Annotated in this window: 19 protein-coding genes and 1 tRNA gene; 7 read left to right on the top strand and 13 right to left on the bottom strand. The window is 70.6% G+C overall.

What is annotated here, in order from left to right:
* Positions 1-11: 11 nt before the first annotated feature.
* From HCU73_RS12940 to HCU73_RS12905, 8 genes are all read right to left on the bottom strand, one after another.
* Positions 12-935 (bottom strand): isopenicillin N synthase family dioxygenase, encoded by a 924-nt coding sequence (locus HCU73_RS12940; RefSeq protein WP_168623878.1) that lies wholly within the window; start codon positions 933-935, stop codon positions 12-14.
* Positions 932-1,558 (bottom strand): NAD(P)H-dependent oxidoreductase, encoded by a 627-nt coding sequence (locus tag HCU73_RS12935; RefSeq protein WP_168623877.1) that lies wholly within the window; start codon positions 1,556-1,558, stop codon positions 932-934. Before HCU73_RS12935 ends, HCU73_RS12940 begins: the two co-directional genes overlap by 4 nt.
* Entirely contained in the window at positions 1,558-2,139 is a 582-nt protein-coding gene (locus tag HCU73_RS12930; RefSeq protein WP_168623876.1) for an NAD(P)H-dependent oxidoreductase, read from the bottom strand. The genes HCU73_RS12935 and HCU73_RS12930 overlap by 1 nt, the downstream gene beginning before the upstream one ends.
* A 97-nt stretch (positions 2,140-2,236) precedes the next feature.
* The gene (locus HCU73_RS12925; protein WP_168623875.1) at positions 2,237-3,649 is read right to left on the bottom strand and encodes an FAD-binding oxidoreductase; all 1,413 of its coding nucleotides are present in this window, start codon (positions 3,647-3,649) and stop codon (positions 2,237-2,239) included.
* Entirely contained in the window at positions 3,650-4,927 is a 1,278-nt protein-coding gene (locus tag HCU73_RS12920; RefSeq protein WP_168623874.1) for a cytosine deaminase, read from the bottom strand.
* Positions 4,927-5,790: an ABC transporter permease gene (locus HCU73_RS12915; RefSeq protein ID WP_168623873.1), complete on the bottom strand. Its 864-nt coding sequence runs from the start codon at positions 5,788-5,790 to the stop codon at positions 4,927-4,929. Before HCU73_RS12915 ends, HCU73_RS12920 begins: the two co-directional genes overlap by 1 nt.
* A complete protein-coding gene (locus HCU73_RS12910; RefSeq protein WP_168623872.1) occupies positions 5,787-6,581 on the bottom strand; it encodes an ABC transporter ATP-binding protein in 795 nt (264 codons plus the stop codon). The genes HCU73_RS12915 and HCU73_RS12910 overlap by 4 nt, the downstream gene beginning before the upstream one ends.
* A gap of 68 nt (positions 6,582-6,649) precedes the next feature.
* Positions 6,650-7,648, bottom strand: a complete 999-nt coding sequence (locus tag HCU73_RS12905) for an ABC transporter substrate-binding protein (RefSeq protein ID WP_168623871.1) — start codon at positions 7,646-7,648, stop codon at positions 6,650-6,652.
* A 239-nt stretch (positions 7,649-7,887) separates the two neighbouring features.
* Here HCU73_RS12905 and HCU73_RS12900 point away from each other — a divergent pair, with 239 nt between their 5' ends.
* The 5 genes from HCU73_RS12900 (at position 7,888) to HCU73_RS12880 (ending at position 11,117) form a co-directional block, all read left to right on the top strand.
* A complete protein-coding gene (locus HCU73_RS12900) occupies positions 7,888-8,304 on the top strand; it encodes a RidA family protein (protein ID WP_168623870.1) in 417 nt (138 codons plus the stop codon).
* Between the two features lie 57 nt (positions 8,305-8,361).
* A tRNA-Met gene (locus HCU73_RS12895) sits at positions 8,362-8,438 on the top strand.
* Between the two features lie 125 nt (positions 8,439-8,563).
* On the top strand, positions 8,564-9,490 hold the full coding sequence (locus tag HCU73_RS12890) for an aminotransferase class IV (RefSeq protein ID WP_168623869.1): 927 nt from the start codon (positions 8,564-8,566) through the stop codon (positions 9,488-9,490).
* Positions 9,491-9,780: 290 nt separating this feature from the next.
* Positions 9,781-10,785 carry a TerC family protein gene (locus tag HCU73_RS12885; RefSeq protein ID WP_168623868.1) on the top strand — a complete coding sequence of 335 codons (1,005 nt, stop codon included), beginning with the start codon at positions 9,781-9,783 and terminating at the stop codon, positions 10,783-10,785.
* Positions 10,782-11,117: a hypothetical protein gene (locus HCU73_RS12880; protein WP_168623867.1), complete on the top strand. Its 336-nt coding sequence runs from the start codon at positions 10,782-10,784 to the stop codon at positions 11,115-11,117. The genes HCU73_RS12885 and HCU73_RS12880 overlap by 4 nt, the downstream gene beginning before the upstream one ends.
* An 18-nt stretch (positions 11,118-11,135) precedes the next feature.
* On the opposite strand, the gene HCU73_RS12875 is transcribed toward HCU73_RS12880, so the two are convergent.
* Positions 11,136-13,382 (bottom strand): molybdopterin-dependent oxidoreductase, encoded by a 2,247-nt coding sequence (locus tag HCU73_RS12875; RefSeq protein WP_168623866.1) that lies wholly within the window; start codon positions 13,380-13,382, stop codon positions 11,136-11,138.
* Positions 13,383-13,500: 118 nt separating this feature from the next.
* Here HCU73_RS12875 and HCU73_RS12870 point away from each other — a divergent pair, with 118 nt between their 5' ends.
* Entirely contained in the window at positions 13,501-14,493 is a 993-nt protein-coding gene (locus HCU73_RS12870) for a type I glyceraldehyde-3-phosphate dehydrogenase (protein WP_168623865.1), read from the top strand.
* Positions 14,490-15,938 (top strand): NAD-dependent succinate-semialdehyde dehydrogenase, encoded by a 1,449-nt coding sequence (locus HCU73_RS12865; RefSeq protein ID WP_168623864.1) that lies wholly within the window; start codon positions 14,490-14,492, stop codon positions 15,936-15,938. Before HCU73_RS12870 ends, HCU73_RS12865 begins: the two co-directional genes overlap by 4 nt.
* 150 nt (positions 15,939-16,088) lie before the next feature.
* On the opposite strand, the gene HCU73_RS12860 is transcribed toward HCU73_RS12865, so the two are convergent.
* From HCU73_RS12860 to HCU73_RS12845, 4 genes are all read right to left on the bottom strand, one after another.
* A complete protein-coding gene (locus HCU73_RS12860) occupies positions 16,089-16,775 on the bottom strand; it encodes a GntR family transcriptional regulator (protein WP_168623863.1) in 687 nt (228 codons plus the stop codon).
* 51 nt (positions 16,776-16,826) lie between these two features.
* Positions 16,827-18,824: a 3'-5' exonuclease gene (locus HCU73_RS12855; RefSeq protein ID WP_168623862.1), complete on the bottom strand. Its 1,998-nt coding sequence runs from the start codon at positions 18,822-18,824 to the stop codon at positions 16,827-16,829.
* Positions 18,825-18,908: 84 nt separating this feature from the next.
* Positions 18,909-19,442, bottom strand: coding sequence for a hypothetical protein (locus HCU73_RS12850; RefSeq protein WP_168623861.1), 534 nt, complete (start codon positions 19,440-19,442; stop codon positions 18,909-18,911).
* Positions 19,443-19,452: 10 nt separating this feature from the next.
* Positions 19,453-21,267 carry a DUF294 nucleotidyltransferase-like domain-containing protein gene (locus HCU73_RS12845; RefSeq protein WP_168623860.1) on the bottom strand — a complete coding sequence of 605 codons (1,815 nt, stop codon included), beginning with the start codon at positions 21,265-21,267 and terminating at the stop codon, positions 19,453-19,455.
* Between the last annotated feature and the right edge of the window lie 11 nt (positions 21,268-21,278).

Raw genomic sequence — 21,278 nt, 5'->3', positions numbered from 1 at the left:
CAAGTCCCGCCCTACCGGACCTTCTCGTTGTAGGTCGCATCCAGCCGCGACTGCAGGTAGTCGGCGGCCCGGATCGGCGCATATTTCGGCGCGCCGGTCCCCGGTAGCGCCTCGACCACCACGTCCGGGTTCGCCTCCACGAACATCGCCACCGACCGCCGCTGCCGTTTCGGCGGCAGCACCCGGTGCGGGGTCGACACGTAGATGTCGTTGGTCCAGCGCATCAGGCAGTCGCCGATGTTGACCACGTAGGCCCCCGCGACATGGGGCACGTCCGTCCAGTCCCCGCCGCGCGGTTTCACCTGCAGCCCCGGCTCGCCGTCGGTCATCAGCAGCGTCACCACCCCGTAATCCGAATGCGCCCCCGCCCCGATCTCGCCGGCCGCGCCGGTGCCGGGCGGGTAGTGCAGCACGCGCAGCGCCGCCAGCGGCTCGTGAAAGGCGCTGTCGAAATGATCCTCGGGCAGCCCGAGGTCCAGCGCGATGGCGCGGCTCAGCCGCACGCCCAGCTCCAGAGCCGCGTCGTAATAGGCCAGCATCGTCTCGCGGAAGCCCGGCAGGTCCGGCCACTGGTTCACGCCCCGGAACGGCTCGCCCGCCACGACGCGCGGGTCGGCGGGGTCCATGTCGAAGCCGATGTTGAAGCTTTCCTTCCGGTCCTTCTGCCCGCTCGTCTCATCGAGGCTCTCCAGCCCGTCATGCGCCCAGCCCCGGTAATGCGGCGTCTTCAGGATCGAGACCTTCTCCTTCTCCGTCCCCGGCAGCCCGAAGAACGCGTCCGCCTGCGCGAAGACCGCCGCCTGCAGCCCCGGGTCGACCCCGTGGCCCGTCAGCAGGAAGAACCCCGGCCCCCGCGCCGCAGCGCCGAGGTCGGCGACGAAACCGTCGCGGTCGGTCGCTTCGGCAAAGCGCCGGAAATCCAGCACCGGGATCATGCCACCGCCTCCTTCGCGCGGACCTGCCCGCCCAGGAACCGGTCCATCTTCGCCGCCACGCGGTCGAGGTGCCGCGCCCGGCTCTCCGGCGTCGAGCTGTCCATCAGGTAATGCGCCGCAAAGGCCGTCCGGCACCCCTTGGCGCACATCAGCCGCACCCCGCGCAGCAGGGTCCGCCGCCCCGGCGCCCCCACGATCCGCGTCAGCCACCAGCTTGCCCCGCAGGTCGTGAACACGCCCAGCCGCGTCACGTTCGTCAGCCCCGGCCGGATGTTCGCGTTCACCGCGTCCGGCATCAGGAACGCGACGCCCGGCAGCATCACCCGGTCGAGCCAGCCCTTGATCATCGCCGGCAGCCCGTACCACCAGGTCGGGTAGACGAAGATCAGCGTGTCGCACCACATCAGGTCGGCGACATGCCCCTCCACCGGCAGCCGGTTGGCGGGCTCCGCCTCGTAGCCCTCGTGCTCGGGCGCCGACAGCACCGGGTCGAACCCCTCGGCGTAGAGATCGCGCAGCCGCACCTCGGCCCCGGCGGCCGCCAGCCGCGCCAGCACCACGTCGCGCACGGCCTCGGTGAAGCTGCCGGTGCGCGGGTGGCAGTAGACGACCAGCGCCCGCATCAGAACGCCGCCATCTCGCGGTCGACCCGGTCGAGGAACGCGTGCCGCCGGTCCTCCGTCGCCCGGTTCATGTCGTAGAGCGCGAGGTAGCGCATCTTCTCGGGCCGGCAGACATGCCACACCGCCCGCGTCACGCATTTTCGCGGCGGGTCGCCCACCAGCAGCGCCCGCATCCGCGTGCCGCCATAGGTGGTCACGGCGGCGAGCTTGCGGATATGGGTCAGGTTCGGCTTCACGCGCCCGTTCTCCAGCCGGAACGACACGCCGGGCAGGAACACCCGGTCGAGAAACCCCTTCAGGATCGCCGGGTAGCCGAAGTTCCAGACCGGGAACACCATCACCAGCGCATCCGCCGCGCGCAGTCGCTCGACATAGCCGGCCACCGGCGCGATGTTCGGCCCGACCTCGTGATACCCCCGCCGCTCCGCCTCGGTCAGCACCGGGCTGAACCCCTCGGCGTTCAGGTCGCAGTCATCGACCTCCCAGCCCGACGTCCGCAGCCGCTCCACCACGCGCTTGTGCAGCGCCGCCGAAAAGCTCTCTGGGCAGGGATGGGCGAACAGCACCAGCGCCCGGCTCATGCGCCCCTCCCATCTTTGCTTTCCAAATACTCTCGGGGGAGCGCGAGGGGGCAGACAGCCCCCTCGCACGGGTCGACGCCGAAGGCGGCGAAATCCCTCACTCGGCAGCCTCCGGTTTCGGCGTCATCGCGGGGTATCGGTACATCTCCGAATAATCGAAATCGGGCGTGTCCCAGCTCACCATCTTGCCGGGGTTCAGCAGGCCCTTGGGGTCCGCCTCGCGCTTGAAATCCAGTTGCCGCTGGTCCGCCGACTGCCGCCCGCCTTCCTCCAGCGTGTAGCGGTGCGGGTTGAAGATCAGCGCGCCCGCCTCCTCGTGCATCCGCACGATCTCGTCCAGCCGCTCCTTGGTGGTGAACTTCACGAGGCTGAGGCCGGCAAAGGCGATCTTGCCCTCCATCCGGATCGCCTCGAGGTGCTGCAGCACCTCGGGGCTCAGCGCGTCGCGCATCTTCTCGATCAGGGCCAGGTGCTCGGGAAAGCCGTAGCGCACCTGCAGGTAGGTGATCGACGGGTCGACCTTCAGCGCGCGCAGCGTGGTGTGGTTCCAGCCGTACTCGAACACCGGCCCCGGCGTCCGCGGCCAGTCGTTCGCGTCCGACCGGTAGATCATCCGCGCGTCGGGGTGCCGCCCGAGGAAGGTCAGGAACCCGTCCATCGAATGCGGCGCCACCATCAGGCCGATCAGCGTGTCGTCGGCCTCGATATGCGGCTTCACCCGGGTGAAGTAGTCGTAGGGCGCCGGCGCCTCGTAGACGCTCGCCAGCTTCAGCAGGATGCCGTCCTGGTTCGCCAGCGCGTCGGTGAACCGCGTGGCGGCCATGAAGTCCTTCATGGCGACGAAGATCTCGACCCAGTCGTAGGCCGGGGCCAGCGGCATCTCCAGCTCGGTGATGATCCCGTTGGTGCCGTAGGCGTGGGACACCCGCGCCAGTTCCTCGCCGCGGAATTCCAGCACCCGCGGTTCGGCTTCCATGGTCACCACGCGCAGCCGGATGATGTTGCCGAGGTCGCGCAAGCTGCCCCAGTGCACCGACCCGACGCCGCCCGAGCCGCCGGCGATGAAGCCGCCGATCGTGGCCGTCGCCCAGGTGCTGCTGAACATCCGGATCTCCTGGCCCGAGTGTTCCTTGCAGTAGGCATCCAGATCTTTCAGAAGAATGCCCGGCTCGCAGATCACGCGCCCCGGATGCACCTCCTTCACCGCCGCCATGTGGCGCAAGTGCATGACGCAGCCGCCGCGCATCGGCATGGCCTGCCCGTAGTTGCCGGTGCCCGCGCCCCGCGTCGTGACCGGCACGTCATGGGCGTAGCAGACGCGCAGCACCTCGATCACCTCGGCCTCGGATTTCGGGTTCACCACGAAATCCGCCTCGAGGTGGTCCATCGCCTCCTTGAGCACCGGCGAATACCAGAAGAAATCGCGGCTCTTGGCGCGGATCGTGGCCGGGTTCTCGTCCTGCTCGATATGGGCGAGGGCGGCCTTGGCCGCGGCGACGTTGGGTTGCATTCAGGTCCTCATCAGCTCGTCGAGTTCGGCATAGTCGGGCAGCGTCCGGTCGATCTGGCGGCCGCCGCGCAGCACGATCCGGTCGGCCTGCGGGCGGGCGAACAGCTCGGTCCAGCTCCGCGCCTTCACGATCACGAGGTCCGCGGGCGCACCCTCCGCCAGCGACGGCGCGTCGAAGCCGCAGGTGGCGGCAGGGTCGGTCAGGAAGCTGGTGGTCCAGTCGGCCCGCGAATGGTCGAGGTGCCCGATCCGCGTCGCCTCGCGCATCACCTCCAGCATGTCCATGTCGCCATAGGCGTAGAACGGATCGCGCGTGTTGTCGGAGGCAAAGCTCACGCGGATGCCGCGCGCCCGCATCTCGTGCACCAGCGTGATGCCCCGGCGGCGCGGGGTCCGGGCGGTGCCCTGCGGCGTGCGGTCCTGCAGGTAGAGGTTGCACATCGGCAGGCTGACCACGTCGATCCCGGCCCTGGCCACCAGGTCGAGCGTGTCCATCGCGCGGTCCTCGTCCTGCGCCGACAGCGAGCAGCAATGGCCGACGACGACGCGGCCCGAGAACCCCGTTTCCATCTTCAATTCCGCGATGTCGCGCAGCGTCTCGACGCTGGCGTCCATCGTCTCGTCGACGTGGAAATCCGCGTTCAGGCCCCGCGCCTCGGCCTGCGCAAAGAAGCCCCGGATGCGGTCGCGCAGGTCGGCCATGGGGTAGGTCACCATCCCCAGCACGCCGCCCTTCGTGGCGGCCACCAGATCGGCGGTATGGCCGAAGGCGCCGCTGTCGTCCGTCCACTTGTCGCAGCCGATCAGGCAGGCCGCCTGCAGGTCGATCCGCCCCGCCCAGTCGGCCTGCAGCTCGCGGAACACCGGCCAGGTGATGTCGTCCTGCGGCGCGATGCTATCCAGGTGTGTGCGGATCGCCCGCGTGCCGTGGGCATAGGCGCAGCGCAGCGAGAACGACATGCGCGGGCGCAGGTCGGCGGCGCTCCAGCGGGCTGAACTGTCGGCGCGCACGGTGGTCAGGGCGCCCATGAAGCTGCCGTCGGGGTTGGGGCTGCGCGGCCAGATGTGGCCCTTGTCCAGATGCGTGTGCATGTCGACGAAGGCCGGGAACACCATCGCGCCCTGCATGTCCACCGCGATGGCCTGCGGCGGCCCGATCCGGCCGCCGGTGATCGAGATGTCGGTGCGGACAAGGTCGCCGTCCTGCCCCAGCAGGCAGGCGGGCACGGTGACGTTGGCCAGCGTCACGTCGCCGTGGGGCAGATGGGTGAAGTCCATCATCCCTCCCGGCTCAGGGCGCTTTCGTGCCACTTGCGCAGCAGCAGGTGCGACAGCAGGCTGAGGGCCGCGAAGATGAACACGCCCATCGCCGCCACCAGCGCCAGCGCCGCGAACATGCGCGCGATGTTGAGCCTATAGCCCGCCTCCTGGATGCGGAAGGCAAGGCCGGTGCCGATGCCGCCCGTGCCCGCCACCAGCTCGGCCACCACCGCCCCGATCAGCGACAGGCCGCCGGCGATGCGCAGGCCGCCGAGGAAATAGGGCAGCGCCGAGGGCAGCTGCAGGTAGCGCAGCCGCTGCCAGCGGTTGGCGCCGTAGATGCGGAACAGGTCGCGCAGGTTGTGGTCGACCGAGTTCAGGCCGAGGGTGGTCGAGGACAGCACCGGGAAGAAGGCCACCAGCCACGCGCAGAGCAGCATCCCCGCGATCTTGCTGTCGACGTAGATGAAGATCAGCGGCGCGATGGACACGACGGGCGTCACCTGCAGGATCACCGCGTAGGGGTAGAAGGACAGCTCCAGCATCCGCGACTGGTTGAACAGGATCGCAAGGCCCGCGCCGCCGACCACGGCCAGCACCAGCGCGACCAGCGTGATCCAGCCGGTCAGGTAGGCGGCCTCGAGCAGGATGCCCCAGTCGGTGACGAGGCTGTCCCAGACCCGGTCGGGCCCGGGCAGGATGTAGTGCGGGATCTCGTTGGCGGTGACGATCCAGCCCCAGCCGAGGATCGCCAGCACCATGATGACGAGGGGCAGCGCCCATTTCGCCGTCCTCTCGACGCGGGCGGCGCGGGCGCGGCGGATCTCGTCCTCGTCGCGGGTGCCGCCGAGGGCGAGGCCGCGGTCGTCTGCCAGGCTCATGCCGGTTCTCCCATCGCTTCCCTCAGCGCCTCGGAGGCGCGCCGCGCATGGGCGGCGTAGTCGGCCGAGGTGCGGAACGCCTCGCCGCGCGGATAGGGGGTATCGACCTGCAACTCGGTCAGCACCCTGCCGGGCCGCGCCGCCATCACCACGATCCTGTCCGACAGGAACACCGATTCAAAGACCGAATGGGTGACGAAGATCACGGTGCAGCCGATCTTGGCCTTGAGCTGCAGCAGGTCGTTGTTCAGCTTGTGCCGCGTGATCTCGTCCAGCGCGGCAAAGGGCTCGTCCATTAGGATCAGGCGCGGGTTGGTCACGATGGCCCGCGCGATCGACACGCGCATCTTCATGCCCCCCGACAGCTCGCGCGGGTAGGCGTTGAGGAATTTTTCGAGGCCGACGAGGCGGAGCACCTCCAGCACGTCGTCCTTGACCTCGGCATAGCTCTTGCCGGCCAGCCGGAACGGCAGCCAGACGTTCTGCGCCACCGTGGCCCAGGGCATCAGGGTCGGTTCCTGGAACACGACGCCCAGGTCGCCCTGGCCCTGGCCGCCCTCCCACTCCACGCGGCCGCGGGTGGGGTGCATCAGGTCCGAGATGATCCTGAGCGCGGTGGACTTGCCGCAGCCCGAAGGGCCGAGCAGCGAGATGAAATCGCCCTGGTTCACCTGCAGGGTCATGTCACGCAGCGCGACCACGTCACCGCCGAAGACCTTGTCCACGTGGGACAGCCTCAACAGCGGCGGGCGCTGCCCGAGCGGCAGGGTATCGTGGTGGCGGACGGCCATGATGCCTCGGAGGGTAGGGAAATTGGGCGGCCCGCCGCAAGACGGACCGCCCGGAGCCGCTGCTCAAATCACTGCGGGCGGAGGTCCAGGCCGAGGCCCTGGTTCACGAACTGCGTGGTGTAGGAGGCCTGCCAGTCGAGGCCCGCCTCGACCACGCCGGCCGCGACCATGTCCTCGTAGAAGCCGCCGATCACCTCGTCGGTCATCGCGCCGATGCCCAGCGTCAGCGCGTCGCCCGAGTCGACGATGCCCCATTCCAGCATCTTGGAGATCGCGTAGTCGATCTTGTCCTGGGTCATGTCGGGGTTGGCTTCGAGGATCATCGCGTTCGCGGCCGCGTTGTCGCCGTAGAGGTAGTTGTACCATCCGAGGATCGAGCCGTTGACGAAGCACTCGACCACCTCGGGGCTTTCGTCGATGGTCTGCTGCATGGTCTCGATCGTGGTCGCGTAGGAGGCAAAGCCGTTGTCCGCGATCAGGAACACGTTCGGGACGAAGCCGCCCTCGCGCTCGACCAGGTAGGGCTCGGAGGACAGGTAGCCCTGCATCCCCACCTGCGTGTCGGCGAGGAAGGGCGCGGGGTTGAAGGTGTAGGGCTGGCGCTGTTCCACGGTGAAGCCGTGCGCGGCGATCATCCACTGGTAATAGGAGGTGAAGCCGTTGTCGCCGATCAGCAGCGTCAGGTCGCGCAGCTCGTCCCAGGTGTCGGCAACGCCGGGGTGGGCCAGGATCACCTGCGGGTGCTTCTGGAAGATGGCGGCCACGGCCACGACCGGGATGCCCTCGGCGACGGCGTTGAAGGCCTGCAGCATGTCGCCGCCCATGTGGAACTGGATCCGGCCGGCCAGCATCAGCGCGCGGTTGTTCACCTGCGGGCCGCCCGAGATGATGTCGACGTCGAGGCCGCAGGCCGCGTAGGTGCCGTCGGCGACGGCCTGGTAGAAACCGCCATGCTCGGCCTGGGCCAGCCAGTTGGTGCCGAAGGTGACGGGCGTCAGATCCTGCGCACCGGCGGTGCCGGCGGCGGCAAGGCCCGCGATCAGTGCAAGTGTGGAGGTGCGACGCATCCCTGGAAACTCCCCGCTGTGGTGCTTGTTCGATTGACGGCAGCCTAGGGGGCCCCATGCGGCGGGAAAGCGGCGCGCCACCTGCCGGCCGCCAGATGCAGCGCGGGCGCCCAGATTCGCGGCAGGCGCGACGGATCTGCCCGGAGTTTGCGCAGCGCCCGCATCGGCGGGGTGCCGTCGGGCTGGACAGGCGGGGCCGCCTGCCGCTTGTCTGGCGGCCGAGACTCAGGGAGCCCGCCATGCCCGACCGCCCGTCGCTTGCCGCCCTCGTGCCCGCCACGATCCGCCCGCCCTTTGCCGCCTATGCCCACGGCACCCATGTGCCGGCGGGGGCCGAATGGGTGTTCACCTCGGGCCAGCTGGGCATCACGACCGACGATGCCATCCCCGGCGACGCCCGTGCGCAGGCCGAGCTCTGCTTCGCCGCCTGCGAGGCGATCCTGGCCGAGGCGGGGTTCACCCGCGCCGACACGGTGCGCATCAACGCCTTCGTCACCGACCGGGCGCACATGGCCGGCTACATGGCCGCGCGCGACGCCTGGTGCGCGGGCCTGGCGCGGCTGCCGGCCTCGACGCTGGTGATCGTGTCGGGCTTCACCCGGCCCGAGTTCAAGGTCGAGGTCGAGGTCACGGCGGCCCGCCTCCCGCCCGCCTGAGCCCCGCGTTTTTTGCGGTTGACGGGGCAGGGCGCTTGTCATACCTCCACGCCCCGTGGCGGAGTAGCTCAGTCGGTTAGAGCAGAGGAATCATAATCCTTGTGTCGGGGGTTCGAATCCCTCCTCCGCTACCACTTCCCCGCAGACAGACAGGCCGCCGCGCGCCCCCGGGCTTGCGCGGCGTTTTCATGTCGCGCGGCGGCTTGACCGGCGCGTGGTGCGGGGGCAGGCAGGGGCGGAGCCAGAGGGAGCGCCGCCGATGCAGACCGACCACCAGACCACCCACGACGCGCTGGAGGACCCGCGCAACCGGGACATCCTGATCTACGTCAACGGCGAGCTGAAGCCGCGCGACGAGGCCAAGGTGTCGGTCTACGACAGCGGCTTCCTGCTGGGCGACGGCATGTGGGAGGGGCTGCGGCTCTACGATGGCGTCTGGGCCTTTTTCGACGAGCACATGGACCGCTTCTTCGACAGCTGCAAGGCGGTGTCGCTGGACGTGGGGCTGGACCGTGCGGGGATCTTCGAGGCGCTGGAGATGACCCGCCGCGCGAACGGGATGCAGACCGACGTGCATTGCCGGCTGATGCTGACGCGCGGGGTCAAGGTGCGGCCGTTCCAGCACCCGTCACTCAGCCGCTCGGGACCGACGCTGGTGATCATCCTGGAGCATTCCAAGCCGGTCGACCGGATGGCGGGCCCGGGCATCCAGCTGGCGACCGTGCCGCAGGTGCGCGGCCTGCCGATGAGCCAGGACCCGAAATACAACAGCCACTCCAAGCTGAACTGCGTGATCGCCTGCCTGCAGGCCGAACAGGCCGGCGCGGACGAGGCGCTGATGCTCGACCCGCATGGCTTCGTGAACACGACGAACGCCTGCAACTTCTTCATCGTCCGGCGGGGCGAGGTTTGGACCTCGACCGGCGACTACTGCATGAACGGGGTGACGCGGGGCAAGGTGATCGAGCTGTGCCGCCGGGACGGCATCCCGGTCTTCGAGAAGAACTTTTCCCTCTACGAGACCTACGGCGCCGAGGAGGCGTTCCTGACCGGCACCTTCGGGGCGCAGACGCCGGTGGCCTCGATCGACGGCAAGCCGGTGGGCGACGGGTCGCGGCCCGTGACGCGGCGGATCCGGGAGCTCTACAAGGCCGAGGTGGCGGCCTACGTGGCGGCGCGGCGATAGGCGCGTCATTGCGGACAACGCACCCGGCAAACCCGGGTTTTCCGCGTGCGCAGGACCGCCGTCCTGCCCCCGTCCCGCGAAGGCCGACGCCCGCCCGACAGCCCCGCGCGGGAATATTTTCGGCGGGCCCTTGAAGGCGCACCCGCCCTCCCGATCTACTGCGGGCGGCCCGGGCCCCTCTGACGACGGAACCCCCTCGTGATGTCGGACCGCACCTCTCCGCCCGGTGTCGCGTCCGCAATCCCGCGTCCGTGACCTCCCGCGCGTGAAGTGCTGCAAGGTCACGCATCTTGGACATTCTGCTCCTGCTGTTCCTGGGCAAGCCGCTCTGGATGTGGCTGCTGTTCCTCACCCTTGTCATCGCCCTGCTGGTGTTCGACCTCGGCGTCCTGCACCGCGACGACCACGAGATCGGCGTCGCCGAAAGCCTCCGGCTCTCGGCCATGTACATCGCCCTCGGCCTGTCCTTTTCGGGCTTCATCTGGTGGCAGATGGGCGGCGAGGCGACGGCGCAGTACCTGACCGCCTTCGTCGTCGAGAAGACGCTGGCGATGGACAACATCTTCGTCATCGCCCTGATCTTCGGCTTCTTCGCGATCCCGCGTCAGTACCAGCACCGGGTGCTGTTCTGGGGCATCCTCGGCGTGATCGTGCTGCGCGGCATCATGATCGGCCTCGGCGCCACCATCGTGGACCAGTATCACTGGGTCCTCTACGTCTTTGCCGCCTTCCTGGTGTTCACCGGCATCAAGATGCTGGTCGTGTCCGAAAAGGACCACAGCCTGCACGACAGCCGGCTCCTCGGCTTCCTCAAGCGGCGGATGCACGTCACCGACGAGATCCGGGGCCACGCCTTCTTCGTCCGCGAGCCGCACCCGGTGACCGGCCTGCTGACGCGCTTCGCCACGCCGCTGTTCCTGGCGCTGGTGCTGATCGAGATCGCCGACCTCGTCTTTGCCGTCGACTCGGTGCCGGCGGTGTTCACGATCACCACCGACCCCTACATCGTCTACACCTCGAACATCTTCGCCATCCTCGGGCTGCGGGCGCTCTACTTCGCGCTGGCCGCGATCCTGCACCGCTTCGCCTACCTGAAATACGCGCTGTCGCTGCTGCTGGTGTTCATCGGCTCCAAGATCTTCGTGGCCGACCTGATGGGTTGGGAGAAGTTCCCCCCGGCCTGGTCGCTGGGCATCACCTTCGCGATCCTCGGCGCCGGCGTCGCCTTTTCGCTCTGGAAAACCGGCCGTGGTCCCCGGCACCCCGACCCGGCCGCACAAGGAGGTGTGTCATGACTGCCGTTCCCGTCTCCGGCGGGTCCACCCCGCCCCGCGCCGCCGATGGCCCTGCGCCCGCCGGCGCGCCCTGGCCGCAGCCGGTCCCGTTCCTGACCGGCGATCTGGCGCCGCCGCCGCCCAAGCTCGAACGGGCGGCGGGGACGGCCCGCGAGGGCGGGGCCTGCATCACCTGCGGCGGCGAGGCCCCGGCCGGCGAGGCGGAGTGCGGCTTCTGCGTGCAGGCCCGCGCGGCGCAGGCCACGCCGACGCGGACGCTGCTGCTGCACTGGCTGGTCTTTCTCGCGGCGATGGCCGTGGTCTTCGGGGCCGGCTGGATCCTCACCCCCTGACCCCGCCCGCCCGCCGCGTCAGTCGAGGCGGGCGACCTCCACCAGCGCCGAATGCGCGCTGGTGCCCTGGCCAAGCCGCGAGGTGCCCACGTCGCGCGTCAGCACGTTGGGGTTGCCGTTGGGGTCCATGTTGCCCCGGCCCGCCCCGAACCAAGCGCCCGTGGGCAGCGCCACGACGCCGGGCAGGATGTCTGACGTCACCCGCGCCCGCGCCCGCACCGACCCGCGCCGGTTGAACACGCGCACGAGGTCGCCCGTGGCGATGCCGCGGGGCTTCGCGTCCTCTTCATGTATAAGGACGGTCTCGGGCCTTGCGCCCTCCACGTCCGCCAGCGCGGCCTCGAGCTGGGAATGCAGCTTGTCGCCCGGCTGCGGCGAGACGAGGTGCAGGGGCGCCTCGGCCGTCGCCGCGCCCTGCCATTCGGCGGGGGGCAGCCAGACCGGGTGGCCGGGGCAATCGTCGTAGCCGAAGCCGTCGATGGTCTCGGAGAAGATCTCGATCCTGCCCGACGGGGTGCGCAGCGGCGCCCCCTCGGGATCGGCGCGGAAACGGCGGAGGATGGGCTTGGGCTGTTCCTCGGCGGCGATGTCCAGCTTGACCCAGTTCCGCGCGCGCAGCTCGTCCAGCGTCGGCACCGCAACGCCCGCCGCCCCGGCCCGGTCGCGGAAGCCCGCGTAGAGGTGGTCGATCCAGTCCGCCGCGCTGCGCCCCTCGGTGAAGGCCGGGCCGAGGCCCATGCGCCCGGCCAGCCCCGCGAAGATCGCGTAGTCATCCCGCGCCTCGCCCACGGGCGGGATCAGCGCGGGCATGTGGAACAGGTAGTCGTCGAGCGGGCTGCGGCCGATGTCCTCGCGCTCGTAGGGGGTGGTGGCGGGGAACACGATGTCGGCACGCTGGGCGGTGGCGGTCCACCAGGGTTCGTGCACGATCACGGTTTCGGGCCGGGTCCAGGCGTCGTGCAGGCGGCTCAGGTCCTGGTGGTGGTGGAACGGGTTGCCGCCCGCCCAGTAGACGAGGCGGATGTCGGGGTAGGTGCGGCGTTCGCCGTTGAAGTCGTAGGGTTGGCCGGGATGCAGGAGCATGTCGGCCACGCGGGCGACGGGGATCACGTCGGGCACGGCATTGCGCCCCTGCGGCAGGGTCATGCCGCCGATGGGGCGGAAATCCTTGCCGATGCCGCCGATGGCACCGTAGCCGTAGCCGACGCCGCCGCCCGGCAGGCCGATCTGGCCCAGCATCGCGGCCAGCACCGCCGACATCCAGTAGGGCTGTTCGCCGTGTTCCTGCCGCTGCAGCGACCAGGCGACGGTGATGAGGGTGCGGGTGGTGGCCATGCGGCGTGCAAGGGCGCGCACCTTGTCCGGGCCGACGCCCGTCAGCGGCGCGGCCCAGTCCGGCGACTTCGGTTGCCCGTCCGTCTCGCCCATCAGGTAGGGGCGGAACCTGTCCCACCCCGTGCAGTGGCTGGCGAGGAAGGCGTGGTCGGCCAGCCCCTCCGCCTCCAGCGTGTAGGCGAGTGCCAGCATCAGCGCGGTGTCCGACCCCGGCCGGCACGGGAGCCACTCGCAGCCCTCGGGCGCGTCGCCCCTCTGCGGGCCGATGTTGATGCGCACCATGCCCTTTTCGGCGAAGCGGTCGAACCATCCCGCCGTCGCATGCTCGGTGATGCCGCCCATGGAGACCTGGGAATTCTTGGGGTTGATCCCGCCGAACATGACCAGCGTCTCGGTGTGGTCGGCGATGGTCGCGTAACTGTCCTGCGTCTCGTAGGTGAGCGTCAGGAAATTCTCGCCGAAGACATGGGGCATGATCGACTGCGCGCAGCCGGTGGAATAGCTGCCGAAGCTCGCCACGTAGCCGCCGATGGTGTTGAGAAAGCGGTGGATCTGCCCCTGCGCGTGGTGGAACCGGCCCGCCGACGCCCAGCCGTAGGAGCCGCCGTAGATCGCGCCGTTGCCGTGGGTCTTGCGGACGCGGTCGATCTCCGCTGCGGCGATGTCCAGCGCCTCGTCCCAGGGCAGGTCGACATAGTCGCCGTCGCCCCGGCCGCTGCGGTCGCGGGTGGCAAGCCATGCGCGGCGGATCGCGGGCCGGGCCACGCGGCTGCGGTGATGCACCGCGGCGGGCAGGATCGCGGGGATCGCGGGCGGGTGCGGGTCGGGCGCGAAGGGGCGGGCCGCGACGATGCGGTCGCCCTCGGTGTCGACCTCGAAGGCACCCCAGTGGCTGGAGGTCACGCGCGTCTGCCGGGTGCTGCCGTCCATGGTCCGTCTCTCCGCCTGGTCCCGCGCCCTGCATAGCGCCAGTGCCTTGGCGGGGGGAAGGGGGCCTTGCGCCGGCGTCGGGGGGCGGGCATCACTGGGGTCGAGCGGGGAGAGACGCATGACCATCAGGGTGGCGATCAACGGCTTCGGGCGCATCGGGCGGTCGGTCCTCCGGGCCTGGCTCAAGGGCGGCTGGCCGGGGATCGAGATCGTGGCGCTGAACGACATCGCGCCGCTCAAGACCTGCGCCTACCTGTTCCAGTACGACAGCGTCTTCGGCCCCTGGCCCGAGGAGGTGGAGGCCGGCGAGGGCGTGCTGCGCGTGGGCGGGCGGGTGCTGCCCTTCACGCAGGTGGCGGACCTGGCGCTGCTGGACCTGTCGGGGATCGACGTGGTGATGGAGTGCACGGGCCTCGCGCGGACGCGGAGCTTTGCCGAGGCCGGGCTCGATGCCGGGGCGGGGCGCGTGCTGGTGTCGGGGCCCTCGCCCGAGGCGGACGTGACGATCGTGCTGGGCGCGAACGACGCGGCGCTGCGGCCGGACCACCGGATCGTGTCGAACGCGTCGTGCACCACCAACGCGGTGGCGCCGCTGGCCGCGCTGATCGACGCGGAATGGGGGCTCGAAAGCGCGCTGATGACGACGGTGCACTGCTACACCGGCAGCCAGCCGACGGTCGACGCGCCGATGGGCGAGGATTTCGCCCGGTCCCGCGCGGCGGCCCTGAGCATGGTGCCGACGACGACGAGCGCGGCCAAGCTGGTCGACGTGGTGCTGCCGCATCTCGCGGGCCGCATCACCGGATCGGCGGTGCGGGTGCCGGTGGCGTCCGTGTCCTGCGTGGACCTGGCCGTCATCACGCGGGACAAGCCGCAGGCCGAGGCGGTGCAGGACTATTTCCGCGGACGGGCGGACGGGCTGATCGGCTACACCGACCGGCCGCTGGTCTCCACCGACCTCCGGGCGCGGCCCGAGTCGGTGATCTTGCAGGGGCCCGAGATCCGGCGCGCCAAGGGCGGGATGCTGCGGGTCTTTGGCTGGTATGACAATGAATGGGGCTTTTCCTGCCGGATGCTGGACCTGGCCCAAAGAATGGGAGCGATGACATGAGCGATTGGCAGAGCTGGATGCGGCAGGCGAACTACGTCGGCGGCGCGTGGATCGGGGCGGACAGCGGCAAGACCATCGACGTGACCAACCCGGCGACGGGCGAGGTGATCGGCACCGTGCCCGCCTGCGGCGAGGCCGAGACGATGCGCGCCATCGACGCCGCCTCGGCGGCCTATCCGGCCTTCTCGGCGATGGACCTGATGACCCGCGTGAACCTGCTGTGGAAGCTGCACGACGCGCTGATGGACAACCAGGCGGCGCTGGCGGAACTGCTGACCGTCGAGATGGGCAAGCCGCTGGCCGAGGCCAAGGGCGAGATCGCCATCGGTGCCCAGTACGTGCGCTGGTTCGCGGAGGAGGCGCGGCGCGCCAAGGGCGAGATCGTGCCGGCGGGCGTGAACGGCCGGCGGATCCTCGTCACCAAGCACCCGGTGGGCGTGGTGGGCATGATCACGCCGTGGAACTTCCCGTCCTCGATGCTGGCGCGCAAGGTGGCGCCGGCGCTGGCCGTCGGCTGCCCCATCGTGGCCAAGCCCGCGACGGCGACGCCCTATTCCGGCCTCGCCTGGGCGGCGCTGGCCGAGGAGGTGGGCTATCCCGCGGGCGTGGTCAACGTGGTGACGGGCTCGGCGCGCCAGATCGCGGGGGCGCTGATGGCGCGGCCCGAGGTGCGCAAGGTGACCTTCACCGGCTCGACCGAGGTGGGCAAGGAGCTGATCCGGCAGTCCGCGGACACGGTCAAGAAGGTGTCGATGGAGCTGGGCGGCAACGCGCCCTTCATCGTCTTCGACGATGCCGACCTCGATGCCGCGGCCGAGGGGGCCATCGTGTCGAAATACCGGAACTCGGGCCAGACCTGCGTCTGCGCGAACCGCATCTACGTGCAGAAGGGCGTGCATGACGCCTTCGTCGCCAAGCTGGTGGAGAAGACCCGCGCGCTCAAGGTGGGCGACGGGCGCGAGGCGGGGGTGGCGCAGGGGCCGCTGATCGACCTCGCCGCGGTGGCCAAGGTCGAGGAACTGCTCGACGACGCCAAGGGCAAAGGGGCGACCGTGGTGCTGGGCGGCTCGCGGCACCAGCTGGGTGGAACCTTCTTCCAGCCGACGGTCCTGACCGGGGCGACGCAGGAGATGGCCTTCGCGAAGGAGGAGATCTTCGGCCCGCTGGCGCCGGTCTTCGTGTTCGAGACCGAGGAGGAGGCCATCGCCATGGCGAACGACACGGTGTTCGGGCTTGCGTCCTACGTCTATACCCGCGACCTCGGGCGGGCCTTCCGGCTGAACGAGAAGCTGCAGTACGGGATGATCGGCATCAACTCGGGGCTGATCACCACGGTCGAGGCGCCCTTTGGCGGGGTCAAGGAATCCGGTCTCGGCAAGGAGGGCGGGAGCCAGGGGCTCGAGGACTACCTCGACACCAAGTACGTCTGCATCGACGGGATCTGAGCGGTCGTCCCGGGGGGCGTCTTTTTCGGGCAGGGCGCCCCTGTCCGCCGGAGCGCCCGCGGGCACCGTCGGACGCCTCCGGCGGGAGTATTTGGAAAGCAAAGATGGGGCGGGCGCGCGTTGACCTTGACGGAAGGTTAAGGGCGGAGGTCAGGCGTCGTAGGTGATGCCGTCTGCGACCAGGCGCAGGGTCTGGCGGGCGAGGGGGCGGCCCTCGGCGTCGCGGGCGGTGCGGGTGAGGATGAGCAGCGCGGTGTAGCGGTCGCAGGCGAGGGCGACGGAGTCGCCCATGCTGGTCACCGCGGCGGCGATGCGGTCGTCCATCCCGGCCGGGGCGAGGCCCGCGTCCTGCAGGAGGTCGGCAAGGTCGACGGCGGCGTCCTCGTCGAGCGCGTCGATCAGCGCCTCGGGAACCACGATCTCGTCCAGCGCGACGCGGCTGCCGGCGCGGCGCAGCGTGCGCTCCAGCGACGACAGGCGCCCGGTGCCGAACAGGGCGGCCTCGGCCGGGGTGGCCCCGCGCAGGCCGGCGCGGCTGCGGTAGACCTCGAGCGCCAGCGGCCCGCCGTCGGGGCCGGTGAGGCGACCGGCGCGCGGCGCGGCGGGTGCGGGGGCGGCCCCGGGGTCGGCAACCAGCGTGCCGCGGCCGGGCTTGCGGCTGAGCAGGCCCATGCCCTCGAGCGTCATCAGTGCGCGGCGCATGGTGCCCTGGCTGATGCCGAATTCCGCGGCCAGCACGAACTCGTTCGGCAGGCGCAGGCCCACGGGCCAGTCGCCATCGCGGATGCGGCGGATCATCTCCGTCTCGGCGGCCTTGTAGAGCGGCGTGCGGGCCATGCGGTCAGCGGTCTCCTTTGCCCGGAGCCATGGCGGATGCGGGCGCCGGGGTCAATTCAGATGCTCGATCAGGCGGCTGTGGCGGTCGAAGGCCTTGATAAGTGCCCCCAGATTGGGCAGCTCCGCCGCCTCAAGCATCGGGATCATCTTGCGGAACGCCTCGGCCGTGCCGATGGCGTCGCCGATGGCGGTGTGGCGGGCCTCCTCGGGGATGCGGATGTGCAGCCGGTCGCAGAGCGCGTCGAGCGTGTGTTCGGCGGACTGGCCGTAGAGGATCGCGGAGCACAGCACCGTGTCGAGGATCGGCTGGTCGAAGCGCTTGCCGATCTCGGCCTCGCGGCGGCGCAGGAAGCTCATGTCGAAGGGCGCGTTGTGGGCGACCAGCACCGAACCCTCGGCGAAGGCGTGGAAGCGGCGCAGCGCCTCGGTCACGGGCGGGGCGCCGGCCACCATCTCGTTGGTGATGTGGTGCACGGCGGTGGAGGCGGCGGGGATCTTGCGGCCGGGGTTCACCAGCATGTCGAAGCGCTCGCCCGCCACGATGCGGCCGTTCACCACGCGGACGGCGGCGATCTGGCAGACCTCGTCGACCTGCGGGTTCAGGCCCGTGGTCTCGGTGTCGAAGATCACGAAGCTGAGGGATTTCAGCCGGGCGGCGGCCAGATCCTCGGGGATCTCGGCGTTGAGCAGGTCGAAGTCGTACATCACCACGCGGGTGGGGCCGGCGGCGTGGGGCTCGGCCAGCGGCAGCGACAGGCGCAGGGCGTGGCGGCCGGGGCCGGCGGGCTCCGGGCTGAGGCGGGTGCCGTGGCTGAGCAGCACGTCCGCGCCCGAGAAGCCGGACAGGCCGGGCGAGAGGGGCGCGTCGAGCCAGTGGGCGAGGGTGTCGGCCGCGGGCGCCTTGCCCTCGGCCTCGAGGCTGAGGACGGCGGCCTCTGCCCCCTCGGAGGCCATGGTCAGGATCAGGCCGCTGGCGCCGTCGCCGGCCCAGTCGAGGGCGAGGCGCTCCAGCATCCGGGTGATGGCGAAGCCGTCGCAGCGCAGCCGCGTGTCGCCGAGGTCGGCGCCGAGCGGCACCCCCTTGCGATCGAGGCGGGCGGCGAGGCCGGCGCCCAGGTCCTCGGCGGCCAGCGCCTCCATCGGCCACCACTCGGTGTCGGTCGCGGTCTTGCGGGCGGCGGTCTCCTGCGCCAGCGCCGCGAGCGGGTGGCCGGCGGGCAGGTCGGGCAGGGCGGCGGTGACGCCGTCGAACAGGCGGTTCAGCAGATGGGCGCGCTCGGCCTGCACCTTGAGGTCGGCGGTGACGTCGCGGAGCGTGAGCACGTAGCCCGGCCCCTCGGTCTCCTGCCCCTCGAGGCGCAGGAGGCGCAGGCGCGCCTCGAGCAGGCGGGCGCCGGCGCGGGTGGTGACGAGGATGTCGGTGCCCTCGTCGGCGTCGCGGGCGGCGAGGCGGTCATACGCCTGCCGGATCGGACCCATCCGCAGCAGCCCCGAGACCGGCCGGCCGAGGCCGAGCGCCTCGCTTTCCCCAAGGATGTCGCGGCAATGGCCGTTGTAGAGCGCGATGGTATGGGAGGGCGTGCAGAACAGGACGCCGTCGGGCACCTCGGCTAGCAGGGTCTCAAGCCGGGTCTTCTCGGCCGCCAGCCGCGCGGTCTCGCGGCCCACGGCCAGCGCCATGGCGTTGCGCGTCTCGGTCAGGTTGGCGGCCACCGCGTCGGCGGCGGGCGCAAGGTCGCCGAGGTAGCGGGCGATCTGGTGGTCGATGCCCTGGTCGACGTCGGAATGGGCGCGTGCGCGCAGGTCGGCGGCCAGCCGTTCCACGGGCCGGGCGACGTGCTCGTCGAACAGGACCCAGATCCAGGCCGTAAGCCCGCCGATGGCGAACACCGCGACGAGGCCGGCGATGACGAAGGAATTGAGGGCGTGGGCCTCGCCCAGCCGGATGTAGCCGACGGTGAGACCCGCGATCACCAGGGCGGAGCCGCCGAAGGCGATCAGGGCGAAGAACAGGAAGATGCGCAGACGCAGGGACAGACGGGTCAGCATGGGCCGGGGCCTCCTCCTTGCCCCTTCTTCTGTGATGCCCCGGGCGGCGGTCCGCGCGACGCCGCCGGGGACGGGGGTGGACGGTCAGCCGCTGGCGGTCTCCCCTCCGCAGACGGCGGTGATGATCGGGTCGTCGGGGCCGGTCTCGCGCCAGCGCACGTCGATCGGCTGGCCATCCTCGGCAAAGGTCAGCTCCGGCGTGATGTCGGTCCAGCGGGCATTCGCGCAGTCGACCAACGCGGGGCGCACCATCTGGGGCTGCCAGCGTTCCTGGATGCGCAGCTGCACGGCCAGGAGGCCCGAGCCGGGCGCGGTTTCCACCGCCTCGGACGGCGAGTAGCCGATGAAGCCTCGGGTCCAGGGGCGGATGAAGGTCCAGGGCTGGTACCATGCCTGCTGCTCGCGGGTGGACACGATCACGAGGTCCTCGGCCATGGTCGCGCGCACGCCGCGTTCCCAGCCGTATTCCTGGCCGATGGTGGCCGCGATCATGGTCAGGCCGGCGCAGATCGGGACGACCCCCTTGGGCAGCCGCTTGCGCGTGATGTTGCGCAGGAGGAGGCCGATGCCGGCGCCGGCGAAGCCTGCGATGAAGACGGTGACGAGGGTCCAGAACATGTGGGGTCTTTCAGCTCAGGTAGCCGCGCCCGGAGGTGGCGGCGTTCTGCATGGTCTTGACCACCACGAAGGCGTCGCGCAGGTGGCTGCGCTCGAAATCGCTCAAGTCGCCGGGGGCCATGAAGTTGTCGGGTTTCTCGCCGCGCTTGATCTGCGCGGCCTGGTGCTGCAGCCGGGTGTCGGCGATCATGTCGTAGGCATCCAGCAGGTCGCGCCCGCCCGAGGCCGACACGCTGCCCTTGTCGATCCCGCCCAGCAGGCGGGCGCGGGTGTTGGCGACGGTCAGCTGCCCGGTCAGCGCGTAGATGCGGCCGAGGTCCACCACCGGCACGACGCCGTTGTGCTTGAGGTCGATGACGTTGCGCCGCTCGCCCGAGCGCACGGTGGCGAAGCCGCGGAACAGGCCCAGCGGCGGGTGATGCTTGAGCGAGTTCGACACCATGTGCGCGACGAAGATCGAGTTCTTCGCGGCCGCGGCCAGCGTGTCCTCCTGCAGGTGGGCGAACAGGCTTTCGGTGCCGCCGATCGGGCGCAGGTCGAACATGACCGAGGCCAGCATCTGCGCCTCGGGGTCGGGCGTGGCGATCCAGCCGCGGAAATACTGCCGCCACACGCGCAGCGGCTGCCGCCACTTGGGGTTCGTCGCCATCATGTCGCCGGGGCAGTAGAAATAGCCCGCCTCGTTCAGCCCGTCCGACACGATCCGGGCCAGCTCGGCGAAATAGGCGTCGTCTTCGGGCGTGGCGGCGTCGTCGAGGATCAGGCAGTTGTCCTGGTCGCTGACGCCGGTCTGTTCCTGCCGGCCCTGCGACCCGCAGGCCAGCCACAGGTAGGGCACGGGCGGCGGGCCCAGCCGCGCCTCGGCCAGCGCCATCAGGCGCCGGGTGGTGGCGTCGGCGATGTCGGTGATCAGCCGCGTCACCGTCTGGTGCGGGTTCTGCGCGCCGACGAGCTGCACCAGCAGTTCGGGAATGCGGCCGACGATGCGGGCCAGCGCCGCGCTGTCGGGCGCGCCGGCGATGTCGCGGATCAGCGCGGCCGACGAGGTGGCCTGGAACCGCGTCAGGTCGGTCTGGGTCAGGATGCCGACGAGGCGGCCGCCCTCGACCACGGGCATGTGGGTGATGCCGCGCTCCACCATCTTGTGCAGCACGTCGGCCACCAGGGCCGTTGGGGGCAGGGCGATCGGATCGGGGGTCATCACGTCGCGCACGGGCGTCTCGGGCGGGCGGCCCTCGGCCACGGCGCGGGCGGTGATGTCGCCCGAGGTCAGGATGCCGCGGACGGCGTCGCCCTCGGCGGCGATGATGCACGACACGCCGAGGCCGCGCATGGCGCGGGCCGCCTCGATCAGCGGCGTGTCGGGCGTGCAGGTCAGCGGCTTCGGCGTCATCAGCTCCGACAGCGGCAGGGTGGTGATGTCCTGCCGGCGGGCGCTGGCGGGCCGGGTCCGGTCGAAGAAGCGCAGGACGCGGGGGTAGTCCTTGACCAGCCGGTGGAACACGGGCGCGGGGATGACCAGCAGGCGGCTGTCCTCGGCGGCGGTCGCGTTCACCGCGCCGCGGCCGTCCTTCATCAGGCCGCGCTCGCCGAAGGAGTTCCTGGGCCCGAGGATCGACAGGGTCTCGCCGCTGCCATCGGTGATGTCGATGCGGCCCGCGATGATCAGGTAGAGCGCGTCGAGCGGCTCGCCCAGCCGGTAGATGCTGGTGCCGGCGGCGACCTCGGTCACGCGCACCTCGGCGACCAGCGCCTCGCGCACCTCCATGGGGAGCACGTCGTAGGGGTGGGTCTGGGCGAGGATGGCGGCGATCTCGGTCGGCATGGGACCTGTCT

Source organism: Roseicyclus persicicus (assembly GCF_012395815.1).
Lineage (GTDB): Bacteria > Pseudomonadota > Alphaproteobacteria > Rhodobacterales > Rhodobacteraceae > Roseicyclus > Roseicyclus persicicus.
Note: the sequence above shows the minus strand (reverse complement) of the source record. Positions and strands in the feature narration are given on the sequence as shown.